Raw genomic sequence first — 23,095 nt, forward strand, 5'->3', positions numbered from 1 at the left:
ACTTTTTATATTATTTCTATTTTTTTCATGTGTACTACATGCTCAAGAATCAGTGAGTATTCATATAACTGAGAAAGATGGATTACCAGATATTGAATTTTACAGTATTTTAGAAGACAGCAAAGGCTTTATTTGGCTGGCTTCAGATAGTGGTTTGTATAGATATGATGGTAAAACTTACACACAGTTTACCAATGCCGAAAAACGCGGTTTATCTGTTTTTCAACTTTTTGAAGATACTCAAGGACGTGTTTGGTGTACCAATATTTCAGGACAATTTTTTTATGTTGAAAATAATAAGTTAGTCACTTTTATAGATTTAAAAGCAGAACTAAAAGGGCAACTTGCAAACTTTAATATAGAAGACGGGAAGGTTTTAATTACCACATCTAGAGCTTTGTATGTTATAGATTTACACTCAAAGAAAATTCTCTTAAAGCAAATAGGTAAAGAAGGCGGCGTAAGATTGTTTTCGTTAGAAGATTCGTATCTCATTATGGATTTTAAAACCATGAAAATCTTGGGTAAAGACTTAAAGGAGAAACACAGTTTTCAATTTAATGTAAATAATAGAGATGCTAAGGGAATTAGTACGATGCAAGGTCAAACTCTTGTTTTTAAATTACATGAGACGTTGTTTTTTTCGCAACAATTTAAGTATCAAAATACATTTAAAAGTATAAACCTTAATGGGGGTTCAGTAGCGTTAGTTAAAGGCCTAGAACTTTTAAAAGATATTAGGATTGTTGCTGTAAAAATTCTTAATAACAATTTATGGGTGTTATCTAATAAAGGGATTTTTGTTTATGAATATCAAAATAAAGCATTCAAAATAAAAAAACGAATTTTAAAAGAAGAGATAGTTACCGATGTTATTATTGATAAAGATCATAATTATTGGGTCACAACATTAACTAATGGTATTTATTTAATTCCTAATATAGAAGTTGTAAAACATACATTACCAACTAAGAGTAACGATGTTATGGCTATTAATAAAGTGAACGATTCAGTCGTTTTCTTTGGATCTAAAATTGGTCAAGTAGGTTTGCTTAATATAAATACATCAACCTATAAATTATCTTCATTTTTAAATAATAAAGTATCTGCCATACAGTATAATCCTGAAAAAACATATAGTTATATAAGTACAGATGATGGGTCTTATTTTGTAGATAATAAGACCTTGAAAACAACACGAAGAGGAAATTTTAAAGGCGTGAAAAGTTTTTCCCGTTTAGATAAAAATACGTCGTTGTATGGCACTTATTTGCGATTGTTTTTTTTAAATGAAACTACTGGAGTATCCAAAATATTCTCTAATGATAAGCGCGTTTATGTTACACATTATAATATGTCTAATGATGCCATTTATGTAGGATATGTTGATAATTTAGCCGTTTTAGATTCAGATTTAAACCCCACAATAATACATTACCAAGGGAAAGAAATTTTAGCGATTTCTATTACAGAAACTACTAATGGTATAATTTGGGTGGGAACCTTTAAAAACGGAATGTTTGCTATTAAAGGTCACGAGATTATTGAACATTATACAACCCAAAAAGGCTTGCTGTCTAACCAAGTTAGTTTCTTAAAAGGCGATGGGAATTCTGTTTGGATTACAACGCCTAATGGTGTTCAGGTGTTTAATACAGATTTTAAAACATTTAAGAATTTAACCAAAACAGACGGAATACTTTCTTATAAAATATCGGGGATTGAAATTTTAAATAATAAAGTTGTTTTATCTTCAAATAAAGGAATTTTTTCTTTTGATAAGGCTAAAGTTTTTAAAACGACATCCTGTCCCGAAATTTATTTTAATGATATAAAAATTAATGAAAAAACGGTACCAATAGAGACCGCTTACGATTTAAATTATAATCAAAATTCAGTACAGTTTGAGTTTAATGTAAATGGTGTTTTATACAATCAAAACAAAACTTATCAATACCGTTTATTAGGGTATAATAATAATTGGATTACTACAGATTTAAATGTAAATACGGTAAAATATAATAGTTTGCCTGATGGATATTACGATTTTCAAGTAAAACCAACCGAAATTAGTGAGACAGATAGTATTGCCATAAAAAGTATTAAACTGAATGTGAAATTACCTTTTTGGAAAGAATGGTGGTTTATTTTATTATGCACATTATCACTTATAGGTTTTGTTATTTTGTATTATAAAAGCAAATTAAAACGAAAAGAAAGGGCCAAACAGTTAGAAATAAAACAACTCTCTTTAGATAACGAATTGATAGTTTTAAAACTTGAAAATTTACGATCACAAATGAATCCGCATTTTATTTTCAATGCACTTAACTCTATTCAAGACTATATAGTTTTAAATAAAAGTAGATTAGCAAGTGAGTATTTAGGCAAATTTGCCGATTTAATACGCACCTATTTAAACCATAGTACAAAAGGGAAGATCACATTACAAGAAGAAATAAATTGTTTAGAAATGTATCTAGAATTAGAGAAACTACGTTTTGAAGACAAACTAAATTATACCATAAATGTTACTGGCGATTTAAATGCCGATCAAGTATATATCCCTACAATGTTAGTTCAACCTTATGTAGAAAATGCTTTAAAACACGGTTTGTTACACCGGAAAACAAATAGGAATTTAGAAGCTAATTTCAATATTAATTTAGAAAGTAAAACCATAAAAACTATTATTACAGATAATGGTGTTGGTAGAGAACAAGCAAAAAAAATAAATTCTAGAAAACTTAAAACGCACGAGTCTTTTGCCACCAAAGCCACACAAGATCATTTAACATTATTGAACTACGGAAAAGAAAAACAGGTAGGTGTTACCATTATAGATTTGTTTGATGGTGAAAAACCAACCGGTACACAAGTAGAAATTATAATTCCTTTTACTATAGATTAAAAGTTGTAAATTCATTATATCTAAATCTCGTAAGTGTAGCGCTTACGAGATTTTTTTGTTTAGAAGTTGAAAAATAGGTTTCAGAAAGTGAGTCTATATTTTTGGAGGTTTAGGTTTGATCTTTGCTTTCATAAATAAAATGTAACCTATTATGAAAACAAAATTATTTTTAATACTGCTTCTAGTAAGTAGTTTCGCTTTTGCGCAAGTGCCAACAACAGATTTAGTAAGAGAATATCTATTTACAAACGGAAGTTTAGCAGATGGAATAAGTCCTGGTACAAATGATTTAGTAGCAACAGGGACCTCAAGGGTTTTAATTAACGATGCTATTAATCAACCAAATAATGCGTTAGATATAAATACAGATACATTTGTTGGAAGTCCTCGTGGAAGTGGACAAAACCTAAGTGTTAGTTTCTGGATTAAAACAGGGACTGTAGATGCTACAGTAAGATCAGTAATAGAACAATCAGGAATTACTAACTTTGGACCTTACGGTTGGAAAGTACAATTGGTAGATGGTAAAATTAGATTAAGGTCTAAATTTACTAATGGAGGTACAGACTTTAAAGAAGTCGTGATTGAAACCTCTGTAATAGCAGATAACACATGGCACCATATTGCATTTACAGCAGAAAATAAACAACAACCTGGCTATATAGCGTTTGGTTTTTTAAATAGATTATATGTAGATGGTATACAAGAAGCAACTGGAGTAGATTATAATAATGGTTATATTACAGTACTAAATAATCCTAATACAACAAATACTGCTTATACTCATTATATTACAGTATCTAATAGTACAGATACTTTTACAGATGGTATAGATAATATTAGAATTTATAACAGAGTTTTATCTGTAACAGAAGTTAATGAGTTATATAAAGAACATTTTGGTAATTTAAATCGTTTTTATGTTAATAAAGCTGCTTCAGGTTCTGGATACGGAGATTCTTGGGCTAATGCATTTACAGATTTAAATAAAGCATTAACACTTGCAAGTGGTCAAGAAATTTGGGTGGCTCAAGGAATATATACACCAGCTATAAGTGATAGAGGAAAAACATTTACTGTTTCAGAAGATGTAAAGCTTTATGGAGGTTTTATTGGTAATGAGACAAATTTACAAAGTAGAGATTTTATAAATAATATTACTACTTTATCTGGAGATTTGTTAGGTAACGATACGACTACTTTAAGTCTGAATGAACCTTCGCGATTAGATAATTCTTATCATGTGATAACCATTACTGGAGATGCTACATTAGTAGATGGATTTACTATAACTAGTGGTCATTTTGACACTAACAGGTATGCAAGAGGTGCAGGTGTTTTTAAAGATAATTCAGTAAATACTTTGGAGCTTAGAAACAACGTTATCATAAACAATGTGGCTCATTTAGATGGTGCCATTTCTGCTTTATTTCCAGATGTTGGGTCTGGTCAAATAGCAGTAATTGATAAGTGTACAATAAGAAATAATTTGTCAAGAGGAAGAACCGCTTTTAATCTTGGCTTGGCTTATTCTACAGCAGCACCAAGTAGTTTTAACGCATATGTAACAGATTGTCTTATAGAAAATAATTTCGCCACAGATATTAATGGTTATAAAGGTGTTTCATCAAGTTCAGGTGCTTTTAGTGGTTTATCTTTAGCAAACAAAGTTGTAAATGCTTATTTAGTTAACAGTACCATTACTAATAATTCAGATACTGGTACAGATCCGGCTTTAACTAATCCAGCTTTAATTTTTGGTGGAGGAAATGTAAATTTTAAATTGTATAATACTATTGTTTGGAATAATTCTATAACAAAAACCTTTGCAAGAAATAATAATAGCACTGGTTTTTCGGCTTGTCAGAATGCTATAGCATTTAAAAATAATATTACTGCAGACGATTTAAGTACTATTTGCTCAGGTGCAGTACTAGCTAATAATACTAATGTAGATCCTTTATTTGTTAACGCCTCTACTAATTTTAATTTGCAATTAGGTTCGCCAGCAATAGATTCTGGAGATAATACATATATTACAAGTACAAAAGATATTTTTCAAAACGATAGAATTTATAACGGTACAGTAGACAAAGGTGCTTACGAATCTTCTTTTGGTCCAAATAATAAAAGTTTAACACTAAATATTGAAGGTCAAGGAACTTTAAATCAAAGTTCAGGTACTTATGCTCCAAATGCTACAGTTAGTATAACTGCAACATCAAATTTAGGTGCAACATTTGTTGGTTGGTCTGGAGATGTTACATCTACAAATGCTACCATTTCAGTTTTAATGGACAGTAATAAAGTGCTAACCGCTACATTTGAATCACCAATTTATGTAAACAGTTCTGCAACAGGAAACAATGATGGTGCTAATTGGGCAAATGCTTATACAGATTTACAAGACGCCTTACAAAATGCTGTAACAGGAGGCCAAATTTGGATAGCTAAAGGAGTTTACAAGCCAAGTACTTCAGCTAGAAATACGTATTATGTTATAGATAAAGAAGATTTAAAAATTTATGGTGGTTTTGCTGGTACAGAAGGGCAATTAAGTGAGCGTGTTTTAGGAACTAATGAAACCATTCTTTCCGGAGATGTACAAGGTAACGATGCTAATGTAACAGATTTTTACTCTAACTACGATAATATAACTAGAAAAACAGATAACACTTATAGAATAATAAATGTATCTACAGCAGGAAATAATTTATTATTAGATGGATTAACCATAAGCGATGCGCATAACAATTCAGGTTCAACTTCAAGAGGAGCTGCTATTTATAAAGAAAAATCAGTTTCAAATTTAACGTTAAGAAACTGTATTATAAAGGATAATGTAGGGAGAAATGATAATGCCGCATTATTAGCCGAATTTGAACTTAATAATACAACTGGAGATCGCGGAAGCTTAATTGTAGAAAATTGCCAGTTCATTAATAATATGTCACGTTGGGCTACAGGTATTTATGTTTTTGTAAGAGCTAGTACTAATGTAGATGTTAGTGTAGCAAACACCTTATTTAACGGTAATTTAACAGGAGATTTAACATCAACAGTTAAGGGTACAAGTGGAAGTGCTTCTTGGTATAAAGTAGTAGGTGATAACTCGGATATGAATTTGAATCTATTTAATAACACCTATGTAAATAATATAGATATAGGAACAGATCAAGGCATGACAGCTAATAATAGAGGTGTAGTTGGTATTAGTAAAACTGCAGGTTCTAACAGAGTTATGAATGCAACAGTTGCAAATACAATATTTTGGGATAACAAAACAACAGGAAATGTAGCAACACGATCTATTACAGATTTTTACGAATTACCAATAACTTCTGTGAATGTATATAACTCTATAGATGAAGCCAGTTTTAACGATTCATCACTTAGTTCAACTACAAATACAAGTGACGCTAATCCATTATTTAATGATGCAACAAATGGCGATTTTACACTAACCGCTGCGTCACCAGCAGTAAATACCGGAGATAATAGTTATGTAACAGGAACATTAGACCTAGCTGGAAATCAACGTATATTCAATTCAACCGTAGACATGGGGGCTTACGAATATGTTTCTACTTTAAGCACAGATAATTTTGGGTTAGTTGAAAATGATATAAAACTATATCCAAACCCAACCTCTTCTGTTTTAAATATTAAAATGAATACAGGCTTAAAACAAGCGACCATTTATTCTATTTTAGGAGCTAAAGTGTTACAAACGCAATCGTCTGTAATTAATACATCAAACCTAAAAACGGGAATGTATTTAATTGAAATTCAAGATGAAAACGGAAGTGTTTCAACCAAAAAATTTATAAAAAAATAAGGTTAGAGTAATTTTAGTTTTTGCTAAAATCTCGCAAGTTATTTTGCTTGCGAGATTTTTTTAAACAGAAACGCCCTTTTATAAAATCAAGGTAATTCAATAAAAAACAACAAAAATGAAAACAAGAATATTTTTAATCTTAACGCTTGTAATAGCCTTAAAATCATTCGCTCAAATACCAACAACCGACTTAGTAGCTTGGTATCAATTTAATAATTCTAATACAACGTTAGATCAAGTAGCGGGTAGTAATTTAACGCAAACAGGAACAGCTGCTACAACTAGCACAGACAGGTTTGGAAATGCAAATAGTGCATTAGATCTAAAAGGAGATGTACTACATAGAGCAGATATGCCAACAACACCAGAAGATATTTCTATTAATTTCTGGATAAAAACAACTTCTTTAGGCCTTAATGGCCAAATTATTATTAACGATACAAATGATGATAGTATTAGTCATTTTGCAAATTTAAGTTCGGGTAATTATTCCGATAGTGGTTATATGATTTATATCCAACATGGGTTAATTAGGGTAAAGGCACAGGCAAGTACCACGCAATATTATCATTTTCCAGGAACTTTTCACTATAACAGTACTTTGGTAAATGATGGCGAATGGCACCATGTATCTGTAACAATAAAGGAAGATTTTGAGCCATCACCACAAGGTTATCTTCTTGATTTAGTATTAAAAATAGCTATAGACGGTCAAACAGCAGCTGTTCAAAGTACCCCTTCAACATTTCAAGTGGCATCAAATATTTTTAATAATAGTATTCATAGTACCGGAACTTTTCATATTGGTAATAAACCAACAGCAGCTACAGCAAATTATTATACAGATAATATAGATGACTTGTTAGTTTATGATAGAGAACTTACAGCTGCAGAACTTTCTCAAATTGTTGGAGATGGCGGGTATTGCACAAGGCCAGTATTTGGTAGTTTAGTCACTTATCCAACTACAACTACATCAACTTCAATAGCGTTTAATTTGCCAGATGCAGATACTTATGATATTGCTTATCATGAAAGTACAGATGCTTTTAGTAACGCAACTATAGTAAGTAATGTTAGTAATACTACTGGAGGTGTAACTTTAAATGGTTTAAATGCGAACACTAATTATGCTGTTTATTTAAGAAAACAATGTGTAAATACAACACCTTGGTCTACTCCTAGAACCACAAGAACAGCTAGATCTAATGGTGTAGCAAAATTATATGTAGATATTAATGCTTCTGGTGCGGCCGATGGTTTAAGTTGGACAGATGCCTTTACGAATTTAGATGCTGCTTTAGCAGATGCATTACCAGGTGATGAAATTTGGATTGCAAGTGGTGTTTATAATCCAACAAGTAGAACAGCATATTACACTGTAGACAAAGAAAATATTAAAATTTATGGTGGTTTTGTAGGTACAGAAACAGCAATTACACAAAGAGTTTTGGGTAGTAATGAAACTATTCTATCTGGAGATTTAAATAATAACGATGCAAATTTTACCGACTTGATTAATAATTATGGTAATACAACACGAAATGGTGATAATAGCTATCATATAATTAATATTACAGCCACAGGAAATAATTTAGTGTTAGATGGTTTAACAATAAGTGATGCTCATAATAATTTAAGTGCTACGGAAAGAGGTGGAGCTATTGTTAAGGAGAAAACAATTTCACATTTATCATTAAAAAACTGTATTGTAAAAGATAACGTATCTAGAAATGATAATGCGGGTTTAATTGCTGAGTTTGAATTAAATAATGTTGCAGGAACTAGAGGTAAGCTAGTTGTAGAAAACTGTAAGTTTATTAATAATATGTCTCGCTGGGCGTCTGGTATTTACAGTTTTGTAAGGGGAAATACCAAGGTAGATATAAATGTGACAAATACCTTGTTTGATGGTAATCTTGCAAGCGATTTAAATACAACCTCGGCAATAGGAGTTAGTGGAAGTGCATCTTGGTTTAGAGTTATCGCAAATGGTTCAGACGTTAATCTAAATTTAACGAACAATACGTATGTAAATAATAAAGATTTAGGTACAGATAACTCTTTAAACAATTTTACAAGAGCAACAGTGGCAATAAGTAAAGGTGTAGGAATAACTAGTACTTTTAATGCTGTAGTTAGTAATGCTATTTTTTGGAACAATACAACTGTAGGAGGTGTAACTACACGTTCTATTACAGACTTGGATAAAGCAAGTGCAAACTCATTAACCGTTAATAATTCTATAGATCAGCTCGATTTTAATGATGATAGTATTACAAATAAAGTAGATACATCTTCTGCAAACCCATTATTTACAAGCGCAACAGATTATACTTTACAAGCTGGGTCTCCAGCAATAAATACGGGAGATAATACTAAAATACCCGCAGGAATTACAGCAGATTTGGCTGGAAACCAGCGTATTTTTAATGCAACCGTAGATATGGGAGCTTATGAGTTTGGTTCTACTACACTAAGCACAGGTAATTTTGGGTTAGTTGAAAATGAAGTGAAATTATACCCAAACCCAACAACATCAGTTTTAAATATTAAAATGACTAATCATTTAAAACAGGCCACTATCTATTCTGTTTTAGGTAGAAAAGTTTTAGAAACAACATCAAAAACAATTGAAACTTCAAACTTAAAAACAGGATTGTATTTAATTAAAATAGAAGACGAAAACGGAAATGTTTCAACGAAACGATTTATGAAACAATAATTATTTAGTTACGTTTTTTTATCGATTTAAAACCTTGTAAGTTATATGCTTATGGGGTTTTTTGTTTTAGAAGTTGAAACAGCTATTTCAGAAAGTGACTTAGTTTTAAAGCGATTTCATGTTAGATATTTGTCTTTTAATCTAAAAAAGCAGTCAGTTATGAAAACAAAATTACTATTACTTATTTTATTTATTAGCAGCATCACGTATGCTCAAGTACCAGGGGATTACCAACTACGATATGATTTTACAGGAGGATCACTACAAAATTTAGGATCTTCAGGTGCAAATCTTGTAAGAACAAGCGGTAGCGGAACAATTTCACAAACAGATCATTATGGAACCAACAATAATGCCATAAGAGTAAATGGAGATGAGTATTCGGGTGGTTCTTTAGCAGCAACCAATAATCTTACTATTAGCTTCTGGATGAAAGGTGGAGGTCCTGATGGTACATCTCAAAGAATTCTTCAGCTTATCGATAGTTCTGGTAGTGGCGTTTATATAGAAAACGTAAATGGTGACCGTTTAAAAATTCATATAGAAATAGGAACAACAGTGCTAACAACTACAGACGTTAGATCAGATGTATATGATGGTGAATGGCATAATATTACTTTAACAGTCCAATTAAATGGATATTATTACTCTAATTTATATGTAGATGGTGCAGCGGTTAGTACAACTTCTTCTCTTAATTTAGCTTCAGGACCGGATTTTATAAATTCTAGTGCACAGTTTAAAATCACACCAATATCATCTCTTAAGTTTTATGATTCTATAGATGATATTTCTATTTTTAGTAGAGCACTTTCTGCTTCCGAAGTTTTTGCACTTTATAATCAATCAGAAAATACAGGAAGTAACCTTAGCCGTTATTACGTAGATCATACTGCAACAGGTTCTGGTGATGGTTCGTCTTGGGCAAATGCCTTTGTAGGTTTGCAACAAGCATTGGTTAATGCAGGTAGTGATGATGAAATTTGGATAGCTTCAGGTACTTATAAACCAGCAGTTGCTAGTCGTTCTACATATTTTCATATTACACAACCTAATTTAAGTATATATGGAGGTTTTGCAGGTACAGAAACTTCAATTGAAGATAGAGTTTTAGGAGCCAATGAAACAAAACTATCTGGTGATTTACTAGGTAATGATGTAAATGTTACAGGTTTTGTAAATAATTATGGAAATACAACCAGAAATGGTGATAATAGTTACAGAATTATAGCTATACAAGCAGCAGGAGAAAATTTACTTTTAGATGGCTTAACAATTAGTGATGCACATACTAATGTTGATGGAACAACTATAGGAGGTGCAATTTATAAAGATGATGCAGTTAATAACTTAACACTTGTAAATTGTATTATAAAAGATAATGTAAGTAGAAATTTTTCTGCAGGAATTTCTGCAGAATTTGATTTAGCTAATACAATAAGTACAAGAGGTAGTTTAGTTGTAGATAGATGTCAGTTTGTAAACAATATGTCTCGTGGAGGTTCAGGTATGTATAGTATTATTAGAGGAAATACATATGTAGATTATATTATTACTAATAGTGTGTTTGATAAAAATATAACGAGTGATTTAAGTAGCGCATTAAAAGCTGTTTCAGGAAGTTCAATGTGGTTAAGATCAGCAGGTGCTGGTTCAGATGCAAGCATTAGAATTTATAATAATACCTATGTGAATAATATAGATAACGGTACTCAGTATGCTACTGATGATAGTTTTAGATCAACTTTAGCAATCGCTAAAAACGGAACATTTTCAAATAATATTGTTGGTTCTGTTGCTAACTGTATTTTTTGGAATAATACAGGTGAATCAGGACTTACAAGAGCTATTTCAGATCTTTGGGAAAACCCTATTGCATCACTTAAGGTTTATTATTCTTTAGATCCATTAAATTTTGTAGAAGGTAGCATCACTAGCTCAATTGCTACAGAAACTACAAGTCCTTTATTTGTAGATATTTCAAATGGTGACTATAGCTTAACAGCAAATTCACCAGCAGTAAATACAGGTGGTAATAGCTATACTTTAGGAGCTATGGATTTATTAGGAAACCAAAGAGTTTATAGTGCCAATGTTGATATGGGAGCTTATGAGTACGACACTGTGTCTTTAGGAGTAAACGATTTTTCTATAGCAGAAAATGAAGTGAAATTATACCCAAACCCAACAACAACTGTTTTAAATATTAAAATGACTAGTAGCTTAAAACAAGCCACTGTCTATTCTGTTTTAGGTAGAAAAGTTTTAGAAACAACATCAAAAACTATTCAAACTTCAAACTTAAAAACCGGATTGTATTTAATTAAAATAGAAGACGAAAACGGAAGTATCTCAACAAAGCGTTTTATAAAACAATAAGTATTTAGTTAAGTTTTTTTAGGGACTTAGTTGTTAAGAAATCTCGTAAGTGTTATGCTTACGGGATTTTTTTTGTTTTAGAAGTTGAAAAAGTGGTTTCAGAAACTAGCTCTGTTTTTAGGTCTAATTCTGTAAGATATTTGCAGAAGAAAAATATAAATAACCAATTATGAAAAAAATAATAGTATCGGTTGTATTACTTTTAGTAGCAACCATTTCACAAGCACAAAACAGTTTATTTAATAATATTTCTACTACAGAGCAATATCAAGAATATTGGTCAGTTTATGATGAAAATGGAGATGGGGAGTATACAGCAACCAAAAAGCGTTTTCTTGTTACATTTCAAACAGAATATCTAGCCACTGGAGAAGGGTATAAAATAGAAGCTGTTATTGAAAGTGAGGGGGTTAATAAAGGAAATGTACAACACAGGTATGATGCCACTGATAATTATTATTTGGCCTCTGGATACCCATACGAATCTATATTAAAACATAAATATCTAAAAAATGGATTTGTATCTATGGGTGATTATGTATTCTTGCTTTCTGGTATCTCAGAAGATGGTACGTCTTTTGAAGGAATTGAAAAAATATACATAAAAAAAGGAGCAGCGAAACCAGCAAAAGAAGAAGAAGCAGAAAAGGTAGAAGCGCCCAAAAAGAAGAAAATGTCGTTTAAAGAAAGAATAATGGCATTAAAAACTAAGGCAACTGGTGTTGCTAATAGTAATGGCGGAATTAAAATAAAAGATTTACGCAAAAATATCACTGCTTACTTAGTCGCTATGAAAGCAAAACAAGATGCCAGAACATCTGCTGAATTAAAAGGAGATAAAAACATAATATCTGCCAGAGAAAGAGGTGATGCAGATATAAAAAAATATAACGACTCTATTAAAGCAACACCAGAGTATAAAAAAACGATGGCTTTCCATAAACGTAGGGATGGTGAACAAGTAACTATTAATAATGAAACTGGTAGAACTATTTATGTATATCAAAAAGGAGATACTAAGTTTATGACAAGCGAAGTTTGGAATCACGGTTCAACAAAAGTGGAGTGTGACGAAGATTACGTTTATAGTTTTAGTGAAAAAGGTTCAGATGCAGGAGTTTCTTGCTATACCGCTAATACCGCTTGTGGAAGTAGTGTAACTGTAAAATAAATACAGAGTATAAAAAACTTAATCAATTACTTTTTTAGTCCCAAACAAAAGTTTGTAAAATATTAAAAACACTATTAATTGGGTGAAGAAGTTGGGTTACTTATGTAGCTCAGCTTTTTCTTATTTACTTAGATATGAAAAATTTAAAAAACTATAAATTAGAATTATTTTTAACGTTATTCTACAGCTTTTTAGCACTTATTTTAATGAAGATATTCTAACAGAACTATTTTTTTTAAAACGCATTAATAAGTAAGAGTAACCAACCTGCAACCAAAAATAAACCGCCAATAGGAGTAATAGGTCCTAAAAAACGCAGTTTTTTTCCTTTAGCATCAGAAAGTACCAAACCGTAAATACTAAAAGAAAATAATACAATTCCTACAGTAAAACACCAGTATGTCGCTGAGGTAATAGTATAAGAACTCACACCTAAAGCCAATAAAACAATCGCATGGTACATTTGGTATTTCACGCCAACTTCAAAACTATGTAATTGATCTGTAGATAATATTTTTTTTAATGCATGGGCTCCAAAAGCACCAAAAATTACAGATAGCATGCCAAAAAAAGCACCAGTAGCAATTATAATATGTTGTGTCATTGTTATCTTTTTCTATTTGTAAACCACAGGAATAATTTCCCCTTTGGCTAAACAGTATTTTTTTATCGCTTCCGCGGAAAGTGTAGCGGTATAATCAATTTCTTCAACCTTAAAACCTATGCTGCGAAGTTTATTAAAATAATCACGACCATACACACGTACGTGATCGTATTGTCCAAATATTTTTGCGCGTTCAGCTTTATCGGTAATACTATCATCTTCAAAAGTAATCTCACGATCTAATTCTTGCGGAATTTGAAAAATACCATATCCGCCAGGTTTCATAACACGATACAGTTCTTGCATCGCTTTAGTATCGTCTGGGATATGTTCTAAAACATGATTACATAAAATGATATCATAACTATTATCATCAAAAGGAAGGTTGCAAATATCAGCCTTTACATCTGCAATTGGTGATAGTAAATCTGTGGTTGTGTATTCTAAATTTTTAAGCTGTCTAAAACGGTTTAAAAAGCATTGTTCGGGAGCAAAATGGAGCACTTTTTTTTCCGCAGAAAAGAAAGGAGTTTCATTTTTTAAATACAACCACAACAGTCTATGACGTTCTAAACTTAATGTAGATGGTGATAGTACGTTGTTTCTTGGGTTACCATATCCGTAAGGTAAAAAGGTTTTAAAGCTTTTACCATCAATAGGATCTGTGAAGGTGTTCCCTTTTAAAAAGAAAGCTAAAATTGGTCGTGCCACATAACTCAACCTTATCAATAAAGGTCTAGGTATGGTGTTTAATATGATTTTGAATAGTTTTTTCAATGTAATCTACCAATTTAAAAAGTCTTTAAATTTATCTGTAGTGAATATTTTATAGATTAAAAGTATCCCAAAAATCACTTTAAAGAATGTTCCAAGAATATAAATTTCACTTGCAAAAGCCCAATGCTGAATTTTAAATAAGCTACCTATTATGGTTAAAATAAATCCAAAAATGATAAATGTTAATAGATATTTTACTTTCATAATTGGTGGTTGTTTTTAAGCGTTTTCTTCCGAAGAAATTAAATTATAAATTCCGTCCCAAAGAGCAATTCTGTATTGTAACGCTTCTTTTGCTACTTCAAGAACGTCGTCCCATTTTTGAGCATCATCACCACATAATTCTTCAATCATTTTTAAAGAAAGTGGTCCGTGTTCATCACCATCTAATTCTATATGACGTTTTAAATAGTAGGTTAATTTACTATAGGTATTGTCGCTAGTTTTAGATTGGTTTATAATTTGGAAAAACATATCTGGAATCACATCTTCACGTCCAAAAGTAAATGCAGATGCTATTTTATGAGGTGCATTTGTAGCAATGACACTAAATGTATGTTGTACAAATTTTAAGGTTTGGGCATTTAAGCTCACTTTATTTGCAGCCTCATCAATTGTAGCTCCTTCTTTTATAAAATCAACAAAACGTTCCATTTGTTTAGTACTTGCATCTACTTGGTGCATGGCATCCAAATACATTTCGTAATGACTTTTTGGTTCGTTTAATTCGTTAACATCACTTTCTTCTCCAAGAACAATTTCGTTTATAAAACGAGACGTTGCAGGATTTGCAACAGGTGTCCAAGGTACAGATGTTGTTGTTAAATGATTTTGTAACGCTTTTAGTAAAGACATAAAATCCCAAACTGCAAAAACATGCTGTTCCATAAAGATTTTTATATCTGTTACCGATGATAGCGCACTATATAATTTGTGGGAGTTGAGTGTTGCTCTTAATGTGCTTAACTCGTTTTCAATGTGTTTAATGTTATCCAAAGTTACTACGGGATGAGGGATTAAAGTATAATTGGTTGTTGTCTAAATTCGTCTTCTTCGTTACTAGTAATTCCTAAAGCGTCATAAATATAAGCGAAAGTAGAAAGTAATTCAGGTTTTCCGTCTACAATAGCAACATCATGTTCAAAATGTGCAGAAGGTTTACCATCTAAAGTGGTAATTGTCCAACCGTCGTTATGTTGTTTAATTTTATGAGTACCCATATTTGTCATAGGTTCAATGGCTACAACCATTCCTTCAATAAATTTCTTACCACGACCACGTCTTCCGTAGTTTGGCATCTCTGGATCTTCGTGCATTTTGCGTCCTAATCCATGACCTACCAATTCTCTTACCATTCCGTAACCTTGATCTTCACAGTGTTTTTGAATAGCATAACCAACATCTCCTACACGATTTCCTACTTTAAGTTCTTTTATACCTGCGTATAGTGAAGCTTTAGTAACGTCTAGTAGTTTTTTAGTTTCGGCATCAATTTCTCCTACAGCAAATGTGTAAGCATGATCACCATAAAAACCGTTTTTTATAGAACCACAATCTATAGATATAATATCGCCTTCTACTAATGGTTTGTTATTTGGAATTCCGTGTACAACTTGCGAGTTCGGACTCATACAAAGTGTATTTGGAAAATCATATAAACCTAAAAAACCAGGAACAGCGCCTTGGTCTCTAATACATGTTTCTGCTATTTTATCTAACTCTAAAGTCGTTACTCCTGGTTTTACTGCTTTGGCAACTTCACCTAAAGTTTTTGACACGATTAATGCTGCTTCACGCATTAATTCTATTTCTTCTCTTGTTTTTACAATAATCATAAGTAATAATATATTTACAAAGATACTTAAAAATTACCACCTATACTTTGTGTTGAAACAAGATATTGATTAGATTTTTTAAGTCGTTTTAGAGCAAAAAAATATTGCTCATCTAGATGTTGTGAAATCTTGAATGAGCAATAGTTATTATTTTTATAATGCGGTATTCTTATTTCTTTAAAAATGAAAACAAACCTTTTTTCTTCGGAAGATGTATTTGCGGAGTTTCGTTAGTAATGAGTTGGTAAACTTCTCCCCATCCTAAAATTCCACCAATATTTCTATCATCTATAAATAAGTCTGCATTAATTTTTCGACTTTTATTTTCATCATATTGTTCTTCAGGAAAACTTTGGTTAACGGCATAAAATGTAATACCATTTTCTTTACAGAATTCAACAGCTTCATCTAATCTTTTACCACTGCGGTAGGTCCATAATATTAAACGGTGCCCATCATCTTGAAGTCTTTTTAAAGTTTCAAAAGCAAAAATTCTGGTTTTCCCTACTTTAGGGTAAGCATCTTCAACAATGGTTCCGTCAAAATCAACTGCAATAAGTAATCTATCTTGAAAATTCATTCTTCATTTTTTTTGTGGTTGCAAGTATATGAAATAAAAAACAGATGTAATTAATCTATTAATGGATGTCTAGTCATTATCTCTGGTTGTTCAATACCTATAAGTTTTAAAATTGTAGGCGCAATATCTCCTAAAACACCATCTTTAATTTTGGTATGATTGTTATCAATTAAAATTACAGGAACAGGGTTTGTGGTATGTGATGTATTTGGTGAACCATCAGGATTAATCATCGTTTCGCAATTTCCGTGATCTGCAATTAAAAGTGTTACATAATCTTTTGCTAAAGCGGCGTCTATTACTTTTTTTACGCAAACATCAACAGTTTCACAAGCTTTTATAGCGGCATCCATATCTCCTGTATGTCCTACCATATCTCCGTTAGCAAAGTTAAGACATACAAAATCTACCTCTCCTTTTTCTAATTCGGGTACTAATGCATCTGTTAATTCGTAAGCACTCATTTCTGGTTTTAAATCGTAAGTAGCTACTTTTGGAGAGTTGCGTAAAATACGTTGTTCGCCTTTAAAAGGTGTTTCTTGTCCTCCTGAAAAGAAAAATGTTACGTGAGGATACTTTTCTGTTTCGGCAATTCGTATTTGTGTTTTGTTGTTTTTTGATAAAACTTCACCTAGAGTTTCGGTAAGATTATCTTTGTCAAAAACAATGTGAGTTCCAGTAAAAGAATCGTCATAATTAGTCATCGTTACATAATGTAAGTCTAGCTTATGCATGTTTTCTTCATGGAAATCTTTTTGTGTTAAAGCTTCGGTAAGTTCTCGACCTCTATCTGTTCTGAAGTTAAAAAAGACTACTACATCTCCATCTTGTATTTTGGCTACGGGTTGATTATTTTCATCAACAGCAATAATAGGTTTTATAAATTCATCGGTAACGTTGTTTTCATAGCTAGAATTTAAGGCTTTTAATGGTGTCTGTGTATGTTCACCAATATTATGTACCATTCCATCGTAAGCTATTTTTACACGTTCCCAACGTTTATCTCTATCCATGGCGTAATAACGACCAGTAATTGTAGCTAGTTTGGTGTTTTTATTTTCAATGTATTCTTGTAATTCGGTAATAAAGCCAAATCCGGATTTTGGATCTACATCTCTACCATCTGTAAACGCATGTACAAAAGAGTTTTGTACACCATAATCTTCGGCAGCATCAATTAATCCCAGTAAATGGTTAATGTGAGAATGTACACCACCATCACTTACTAATCCTAAAAAGTGAATAGGCTTATTGTTAGTTTTTGCATAGTTAAAAGCATTTACTAAAGTTTTTTCTTGTCCAATAGTTTTGTTTTCTATAGCTAGATTTATTTTTACTAAATCTTGATATACAATACGTCCAGCACCTAAATTCATGTGTCCAACTTCACTATTTCCCATTTGTCCTTCGGGTAAACCAACATGCAACCCATCGGTTCTTAAACTTGCGTTAGAATATTTTGTGTATAGAGAATCTATAAAAGGCGTCTGTGCATTGTCTATTGCTGAAACTTTAGGGTCTGGAGAAGTTCCCCAACCATCAAGAATCATTAAAATAACTTTTTTGTTCATAATAAATAGTGCTTTAGGATACCAAAGATAAAAGTTAAATGGGTAAGATTAAATAATGTAAGCCAAAAAAAATAAAATTTAAAGCTTATGTAAAGAGGGTTTTAGTTTTTAATAGAATCTTAACATATTCAGGTGTAAATAGTTAAAACTATGTTATTACTGAAAACCGGGTGTAACAGATTGAAAAATGTGGAGTCTTAATAGTAGAAACAAATAACAATAATTTTAATTAAAATCTTTCATCATGAAAAAATCAGTAATCATTTTCGCAGTTGCATTAGTAGTTTCAATGGGTACTACTCAAGCAACAAATCAAATTGTATCTTCAGAAAATACGACACATGTAGTTTCTAAATTTGTAGTGAATCCTTTTTGTGCATCTATTGCTAAAGGAGATATAGATACCGTAAAAACACTTATAAAATTAGGGGAGGATGTTAATAAGCGATCTAACGGAATGACGCCATTAATGTACGCCGCTAAATTTAATAGAGTAGAGATCTTAAAACTACTTATTGCAAACGATGCAGATTTAGATAAAAAGAGTGCTAAAGGACTTACAGCTCAAAAATATGCAGAGTTATCTAATGCTAAAGCAGTTTTAAAAACAATTAGCGATTATGAAACTAAAAAGAAAACTAGAAAGGCGTAATTGCTTTTTTAGTTGAGATTGGTTAGTAAAAAAAGACGTCTTAAACTGTTAAGCCGTCTTTTTTATAGGCTTCAATTGCTGCCCTAATTTTTTCAATTCTATTTTCGGGATCAGGATGTGTACTTTGCATTTCTGGTACTCTATTTGGACCAGCTGCAGCTTTAAGTATTTCCATAACGCCAATCATTGCTTCAGGATTGTAACCCGCTTTCATCATAAATTTCACACCTAATTCGTCACTTTCCAATTCATCATCTCTACCATTGGTTAATAAGGTTTGTTGCCCAATACCACTCACCATTTGTCCCATATCTGCTCCTACAGAAGCTCCAGTAGTTACCGTACTCCAAAAATCGGATTCTGCAATACGTTCTGCCGAATGCCGTCCAAGTACATGCCCAATCTCATGACCTAAAATTCCAGCTAGTTGATCTTCATTATCTAATTTTGAAAATAGGGCATAAGTAATAAAAACCTGACCTCCAGGTAAAGCAAATGCATTAATAGTATTAGGGTCTGCTAATAAATGAAACTCATAGTTGTAAGGCGTTTCTCTTGCAATACTATTATCAATTAATTTTTTTCCTACCTGATCTACAAAAGCTTGATATTCTTGGTTTGGGTGGTGTCCGCCATGTTGTTGTGTCATTTGAGGAGCACTTTCAAGACCAATAGCTATTTCTTGATCCGAAGACATATTTATAGTTTGCTCTCTTTGTGTATAAGGGTTTATCTCTTTACTACTACAGCGCTTAATAAAAGCAAATGCTACAATGGCAAGACCTATAACTAATCGGATTTTAAATTTATTACTTCTCATAACTATAATATCTGTTTATACATTGTAAAATGTGTTCCTATATTAGGGGTGTTAAAAGGTTCGCCTATAATTTCAAAACCGTTTTTTATATAAAAAGGTGTCGCTATTTCTCTGGCATTACACCAAATATAATTGATGTTCTTCTTTTTTAATAAATTTTCACCAAAATCAAGTAAAGTTTTCCCGTAGCCAAAACCTTGATAGTGTTCTAAAATGGCCATACCTCGTAATTGATAATAAGAACCTTCATTTGTAAGTAAAGGTGTTTGTTGTTTTATGTATGTAACTACACCAATATGTTCATTATTTATAAAAAGACCAAGATGAATACTGCTTTTCTCATCATCAAAAGGAAATATGCAATCGGTAATTGGTTTGCCTTTTCTTAAAACAGGATGTCTTATAGTGTGCGTTTCTTCCGCAGAAATAGGTTTTACTAAAATTTTTATTTTTTTTTCTGAAGTCAATTTGTCTGATATTTAGTTTGTTATAATTTTACGCAAAACAAATTTAAAAATAATTTCAAATTATTCTTTGTAAATCGAAAAGTAAGCGTATATTTGCACCCGCTATGCGAGAGTAGCTCAGTTGGTAGAGCGTCAGCCTTCCAAGCTGAATGTCGCCAGTTCGAACCTGGTCTCTCGCTCTAAAAGCCTTATCTTTATTGATGAGGCTTTTTTTATGTCTATACTTTTCTGAAGCCATATTCATGCAAAAAAAATCGAGAATCAATAGTTTTTCTACCAATTCCCGATGTATTCTATTTCAAAATAAGTACTATTTACTTTAAAGTATTCAATTCGGTACCAGTTTCTACTTCAAAAGGTTCTTTATTGTGTTCAAAAATTCGCGCTTTAAGCGTTCCTTTTAAAATAATAGAATCGCCTTCTACTTGTAGCCAACTTCCTTCTCTAATTCCTACAACAGGTTGCGTGTTAAAGGCATGAAATTCTCTAATTCTAGTTTCTCTAGTTTCTCCCATGTGTGTACTATCTGGATCTGGATCTAAATAATGCGGATTGATATTAAAAGGGACAAATCCAAAGGTTTTAAAACTTGGTGGGTACATAATTGGCATATCATTAGTCGTGTTTACGGTAAGTCCGCAAATATTACTTCCAGCACTTGTGCCAAGATATGGTGTACCACTTTTTACAGCTTCTTTTATGGTTTCAATAAGATTATTTCTGTAAAGTTGACTTACCAGAACAAAAGTGTTTCCTCCGCCCACAAAAATACCTTTAGCTTGTTTTACAGCTTCAACAGGATTCTCAAATTCATGAACTCCTTTTACGTTTTTTCCTATGCTCTTAAACGGGATACTCACTTTTGCAGTGTATTCATCATGCGAAATTCCTCCTGGTCTTGCATATGGAATAAATAAAATATCATCTGTATCTTTAAAAAACTCAGCAAGATCGCTTAGTAAATATTCTAAAGACCCACTACCATGAACAGTTGATGTACTTGCTATAATTATATGTTTCATCATTGAATTATTTGTCGTAAATTTAAGTAAACATTCCTTTTAACAAAAGTTTATAAAGGGTTTGCTATTTAATTTGAATTTCAAATCGTTTCTTTAACTATCAAATTTTTTAATTATGAAAACAAAATTACTAGCTTTATTTTTTCTACTAGCTACATATGCTATATCTGCTCAAGTTGTTGAACGTGTTGAGGTTTTGGGTAAAATAGTTGTAGAGCAAAACGATATTGAAGGGGTTACCGTTTATAATTCGTCTTCAAATAAAGGTACAACAACTAACGAGAAAGGGGAGTTTAAAATAGAGGTGGCTCTTAATGACGAAATTCAGTTTGGCGCACTTCAATTTAAAGACTTTAAGATTACTATTGATAAAAATGTAATTGAATCTAAAAAACTAACCGTGTTTCTGGTGGAACAAGTTAATAAGCTTGATGAAATTTTAATTTTACCTTATGATCTTAGCGGAAATTTAGAAACCGATTTAAAAAGTGTACAGACTTTTAATCCTAATATGGATGCTATTTATTTTGGAGTTGCAAATGCTACTGAATATGAGTTTTCTGATGATATTAGATCTAAAACCGAAAATATAGCGATGCATTCCCAAGGTCAAGCCATGGAAAATGGATTGAATTTTGTAAATGTAGCTGCGCTATTATTGAAACCTTTATTTAAAGAAATTTTTAAGTCGAATAAAAAAGGAAACAATTTAGAAGCAGAAGAAAGTATAAGCTATGAGGTTTTAAAAGATAAATATAGTACTGATTTCTTACATCAAAATTTTAACATTCCTACTGAGCGTATGGATGAGTTTTTAATATATGTTGAAACTCATGGTTTGGCAGAAAATATGTTAGCTAGCGGTAATGAGTTGGAGTTTTTAGAATTTATATACCAAAAAAGTATAGCGTTTTTAAAAGAAGCTCTAAATGAAGATTAAACATCTTTTATGTTATATATGTTGTTTATTTTATGCTACTAGTTATTGTCAATTAGTAGATTTAAAAGGGCAAATTATAGCTAATGATGAGGTTGAAGGTATTCATATTATCAATAAAACTAGTGAGCGTTATACGTCGTCATTAATAAACGGTGCTTTTGTGATTCCTGCAAAAATTAATGATACTATCCTCGTTTCCGGTGTGCAGTATAAACTAGAAGAAATTATAGTAAATCACACACATATTGATGCTAAACAAATTATTGTGCACTTAGAAGAGCAAATAAATACGTTAGATGAGGTTATTGTAGGGAAAGTGCTTACAGGAAATTTAAGCTCAGATATCAATAATGCTGAGGTTGAGCGTGAAATGAATTTTTACGACTTAGGAATTCCTGGATATACAGGGAAACCTAAAACGCAAAATGAGCGACGCGTTTTTGATGCAGACCACGGGGAGTTTGCAAAATTTTACGGCTTATTCGCAACTATAAATGTGAATAAAATTCTTAATAGAATTTCAGGACGTACTAAAAAGTTGAAGTATATTGTGAGTTTAGATCATCAATATGACTGTATGTTACGTGCTAGAGGTGATTTTTCAAACTTGATGTTTGGAGGTTTAAACATTGAAGAAGAGCTTATTAAAGATTATTTTTATTACGTAGCCGAAGATCCCGAATTTATAACTCATTGTGATTCAAATAACGATTTAAAAATGTTTGAGTTTTTAACCAAAAAACTTTTAGCTTATAATGAAAATCGTAGCGAAGGTGAAGATTAATAGTTAAATTTGTACTTTA

General features: G+C 31.6%; 18 protein-coding genes and 1 tRNA gene. 9 read left to right on the forward strand and 10 right to left on the reverse strand.

Annotated features, from left to right (window positions below; genetic code table 11):
- Window positions 1-52 precede the first annotated feature (52 nt).
- From ACU4C5_RS08030 to ACU4C5_RS08050, 5 genes are all read left to right on the forward strand, one after another.
- Window positions 53-2,911: a sensor histidine kinase gene (locus tag ACU4C5_RS08030; RefSeq protein WP_446843678.1), complete on the forward strand. Its 2,859-nt coding sequence runs from the start codon at window positions 53-55 to the stop codon at window positions 2,909-2,911.
- 151 nt (window positions 2,912-3,062) lie between these two features.
- Window positions 3,063-6,749, forward strand: coding sequence for a choice-of-anchor Q domain-containing protein (locus ACU4C5_RS08035; protein WP_446843679.1), 3,687 nt, complete (start codon window positions 3,063-3,065; stop codon window positions 6,747-6,749).
- Between the two features lie 115 nt (window positions 6,750-6,864).
- Entirely contained in the window at window positions 6,865-9,474 is a 2,610-nt protein-coding gene (locus tag ACU4C5_RS08040) for a T9SS type A sorting domain-containing protein (RefSeq protein WP_446843680.1), read from the forward strand.
- A gap of 159 nt (window positions 9,475-9,633) precedes the next feature.
- The gene (locus ACU4C5_RS08045; RefSeq protein WP_446843681.1) at window positions 9,634-11,853 is read left to right on the forward strand and encodes a T9SS type A sorting domain-containing protein; all 2,220 of its coding nucleotides are present in this window, start codon (window positions 9,634-9,636) and stop codon (window positions 11,851-11,853) included.
- A 169-nt stretch (window positions 11,854-12,022) separates the two neighbouring features.
- Window positions 12,023-13,024, forward strand: a complete 1,002-nt coding sequence (locus tag ACU4C5_RS08050; RefSeq protein ID WP_446843682.1) for a hypothetical protein — start codon at window positions 12,023-12,025, stop codon at window positions 13,022-13,024.
- A 235-nt stretch (window positions 13,025-13,259) separates the two neighbouring features.
- On the opposite strand, the gene ACU4C5_RS08055 is transcribed toward ACU4C5_RS08050, so the two are convergent.
- From ACU4C5_RS08055 to gpmI, 7 genes are all read right to left on the reverse strand, one after another.
- Window positions 13,260-13,628, reverse strand: coding sequence for a DUF423 domain-containing protein (locus tag ACU4C5_RS08055; protein WP_446843683.1), 369 nt, complete (start codon window positions 13,626-13,628; stop codon window positions 13,260-13,262).
- A gap of 12 nt (window positions 13,629-13,640) precedes the next feature.
- Window positions 13,641-14,405, reverse strand: coding sequence for a class I SAM-dependent methyltransferase (locus ACU4C5_RS08060; protein WP_446843684.1), 765 nt, complete (start codon window positions 14,403-14,405; stop codon window positions 13,641-13,643).
- A gap of 6 nt (window positions 14,406-14,411) precedes the next feature.
- A complete protein-coding gene (locus tag ACU4C5_RS08065) occupies window positions 14,412-14,609 on the reverse strand; it encodes a gliding motility protein GldL (protein ID WP_446843685.1) in 198 nt (65 codons plus the stop codon).
- Between the two features lie 15 nt (window positions 14,610-14,624).
- Window positions 14,625-15,401 (reverse strand): DUF3050 domain-containing protein, encoded by a 777-nt coding sequence (locus ACU4C5_RS08070; RefSeq protein ID WP_514132395.1) that lies wholly within the window; start codon window positions 15,399-15,401, stop codon window positions 14,625-14,627.
- 20 nt (window positions 15,402-15,421) lie between these two features.
- Window positions 15,422-16,240 (reverse strand): type I methionyl aminopeptidase, encoded by an 819-nt coding sequence (gene map / locus ACU4C5_RS08075; RefSeq protein WP_446843687.1) that lies wholly within the window; start codon window positions 16,238-16,240, stop codon window positions 15,422-15,424.
- 169 nt (window positions 16,241-16,409) lie between these two features.
- Window positions 16,410-16,820, reverse strand: a complete 411-nt coding sequence (locus ACU4C5_RS08080) for a BT0820 family HAD-type phosphatase (RefSeq protein WP_446843688.1) — start codon at window positions 16,818-16,820, stop codon at window positions 16,410-16,412.
- A gap of 50 nt (window positions 16,821-16,870) precedes the next feature.
- Window positions 16,871-18,391, reverse strand: coding sequence for a 2,3-bisphosphoglycerate-independent phosphoglycerate mutase (gene gpmI / locus ACU4C5_RS08085; RefSeq protein WP_446843689.1), 1,521 nt, complete (start codon window positions 18,389-18,391; stop codon window positions 16,871-16,873).
- Between the two features lie 244 nt (window positions 18,392-18,635).
- Here gpmI and ACU4C5_RS08090 point away from each other — a divergent pair, with 244 nt between their 5' ends.
- Window positions 18,636-19,043, forward strand: coding sequence for an ankyrin repeat domain-containing protein (locus ACU4C5_RS08090; RefSeq protein WP_446843690.1), 408 nt, complete (start codon window positions 18,636-18,638; stop codon window positions 19,041-19,043).
- Window positions 19,044-19,083: 40 nt separating this feature from the next.
- On the opposite strand, the gene ACU4C5_RS08095 is transcribed toward ACU4C5_RS08090, so the two are convergent.
- Window positions 19,084-19,863 (reverse strand): M48 family metalloprotease, encoded by a 780-nt coding sequence (locus tag ACU4C5_RS08095; RefSeq protein WP_446843691.1) that lies wholly within the window; start codon window positions 19,861-19,863, stop codon window positions 19,084-19,086.
- Between the two features lie 2 nt (window positions 19,864-19,865).
- Entirely contained in the window at window positions 19,866-20,330 is a 465-nt protein-coding gene (locus ACU4C5_RS08100; protein WP_446843692.1) for a GNAT family N-acetyltransferase, read from the reverse strand.
- Window positions 20,331-20,436: 106 nt separating this feature from the next.
- Here ACU4C5_RS08100 and ACU4C5_RS08105 point away from each other — a divergent pair.
- Window positions 20,437-20,509, forward strand: a tRNA-Gly gene (locus ACU4C5_RS08105).
- A 135-nt stretch (window positions 20,510-20,644) separates the two neighbouring features.
- Here ACU4C5_RS08105 and pepE read toward each other — a convergent pair.
- Complete coding sequence (gene pepE, locus ACU4C5_RS08110) at window positions 20,645-21,352, reverse strand: dipeptidase PepE (RefSeq protein ID WP_446846441.1); 708 nt, start codon at window positions 21,350-21,352, stop codon at window positions 20,645-20,647.
- 115 nt (window positions 21,353-21,467) lie between these two features.
- Between pepE and ACU4C5_RS08115 the strand changes: the two genes are divergently transcribed.
- Together ACU4C5_RS08115 and ACU4C5_RS08120 are read left to right on the forward strand one after the other, a co-directional pair.
- Window positions 21,468-22,292, forward strand: coding sequence for a BamP family beta-assembly machinery protein (locus ACU4C5_RS08115; protein WP_446843693.1), 825 nt, complete (start codon window positions 21,468-21,470; stop codon window positions 22,290-22,292).
- Entirely contained in the window at window positions 22,282-23,076 is a 795-nt protein-coding gene (locus tag ACU4C5_RS08120) for a hypothetical protein (RefSeq protein ID WP_446843694.1), read from the forward strand. The genes ACU4C5_RS08115 and ACU4C5_RS08120 overlap by 11 nt, the downstream gene beginning before the upstream one ends.
- Window positions 23,077-23,095: the final 19 nt, after the last annotated feature.

The sequence above is a fragment of the Lacinutrix undariae genome (genome assembly GCF_052934785.1).

Excerpts from the sequence above, each read along its gene's own strand:
- gpmI (WP_446843689.1), bottom strand. The coding sequence starts at position 18,391 with ATGAACAAAAAAGTTATTTTAATGATTCTTGATGGTTGGGGAACTTCT.
- ACU4C5_RS08115 (WP_446843693.1), top strand. The coding sequence starts at position 21,468 with ATGAAAACAAAATTACTAGCTTTATTTTTTCTACTAGCTACATATGCT.
- ACU4C5_RS08040 (WP_446843680.1), top strand. The coding sequence starts at position 6,865 with ATGAAAACAAGAATATTTTTAATCTTAACGCTTGTAATAGCCTTAAAA.
- ACU4C5_RS08095 (WP_446843691.1), bottom strand. The coding sequence starts at position 19,863 with ATGAGAAGTAATAAATTTAAAATCCGATTAGTTATAGGTCTTGCCATT.
- ACU4C5_RS08090 (WP_446843690.1), top strand. The coding sequence starts at position 18,636 with ATGAAAAAATCAGTAATCATTTTCGCAGTTGCATTAGTAGTTTCAATG.
- ACU4C5_RS08045 (WP_446843681.1), top strand. The coding sequence starts at position 9,634 with ATGAAAACAAAATTACTATTACTTATTTTATTTATTAGCAGCATCACG.
- map (WP_446843687.1), bottom strand. The coding sequence starts at position 16,240 with ATGATTATTGTAAAAACAAGAGAAGAAATAGAATTAATGCGTGAAGCA.
- ACU4C5_RS08080 (WP_446843688.1), bottom strand. The coding sequence starts at position 16,820 with ATGAATTTTCAAGATAGATTACTTATTGCAGTTGATTTTGACGGAACC.
- ACU4C5_RS08065 (WP_446843685.1), bottom strand. The coding sequence starts at position 14,609 with ATGAAAGTAAAATATCTATTAACATTTATCATTTTTGGATTTATTTTA.
- ACU4C5_RS08120 (WP_446843694.1), top strand. The coding sequence starts at position 22,282 with ATGAAGATTAAACATCTTTTATGTTATATATGTTGTTTATTTTATGCT.
- pepE (WP_446846441.1), bottom strand. The coding sequence starts at position 21,352 with ATGAAACATATAATTATAGCAAGTACATCAACTGTTCATGGTAGTGGG.
- ACU4C5_RS08050 (WP_446843682.1), top strand. The coding sequence starts at position 12,023 with ATGAAAAAAATAATAGTATCGGTTGTATTACTTTTAGTAGCAACCATT.
- ACU4C5_RS08055 (WP_446843683.1), bottom strand. The coding sequence starts at position 13,628 with ATGACACAACATATTATAATTGCTACTGGTGCTTTTTTTGGCATGCTA.
- ACU4C5_RS08035 (WP_446843679.1), top strand. The coding sequence starts at position 3,063 with ATGAAAACAAAATTATTTTTAATACTGCTTCTAGTAAGTAGTTTCGCT.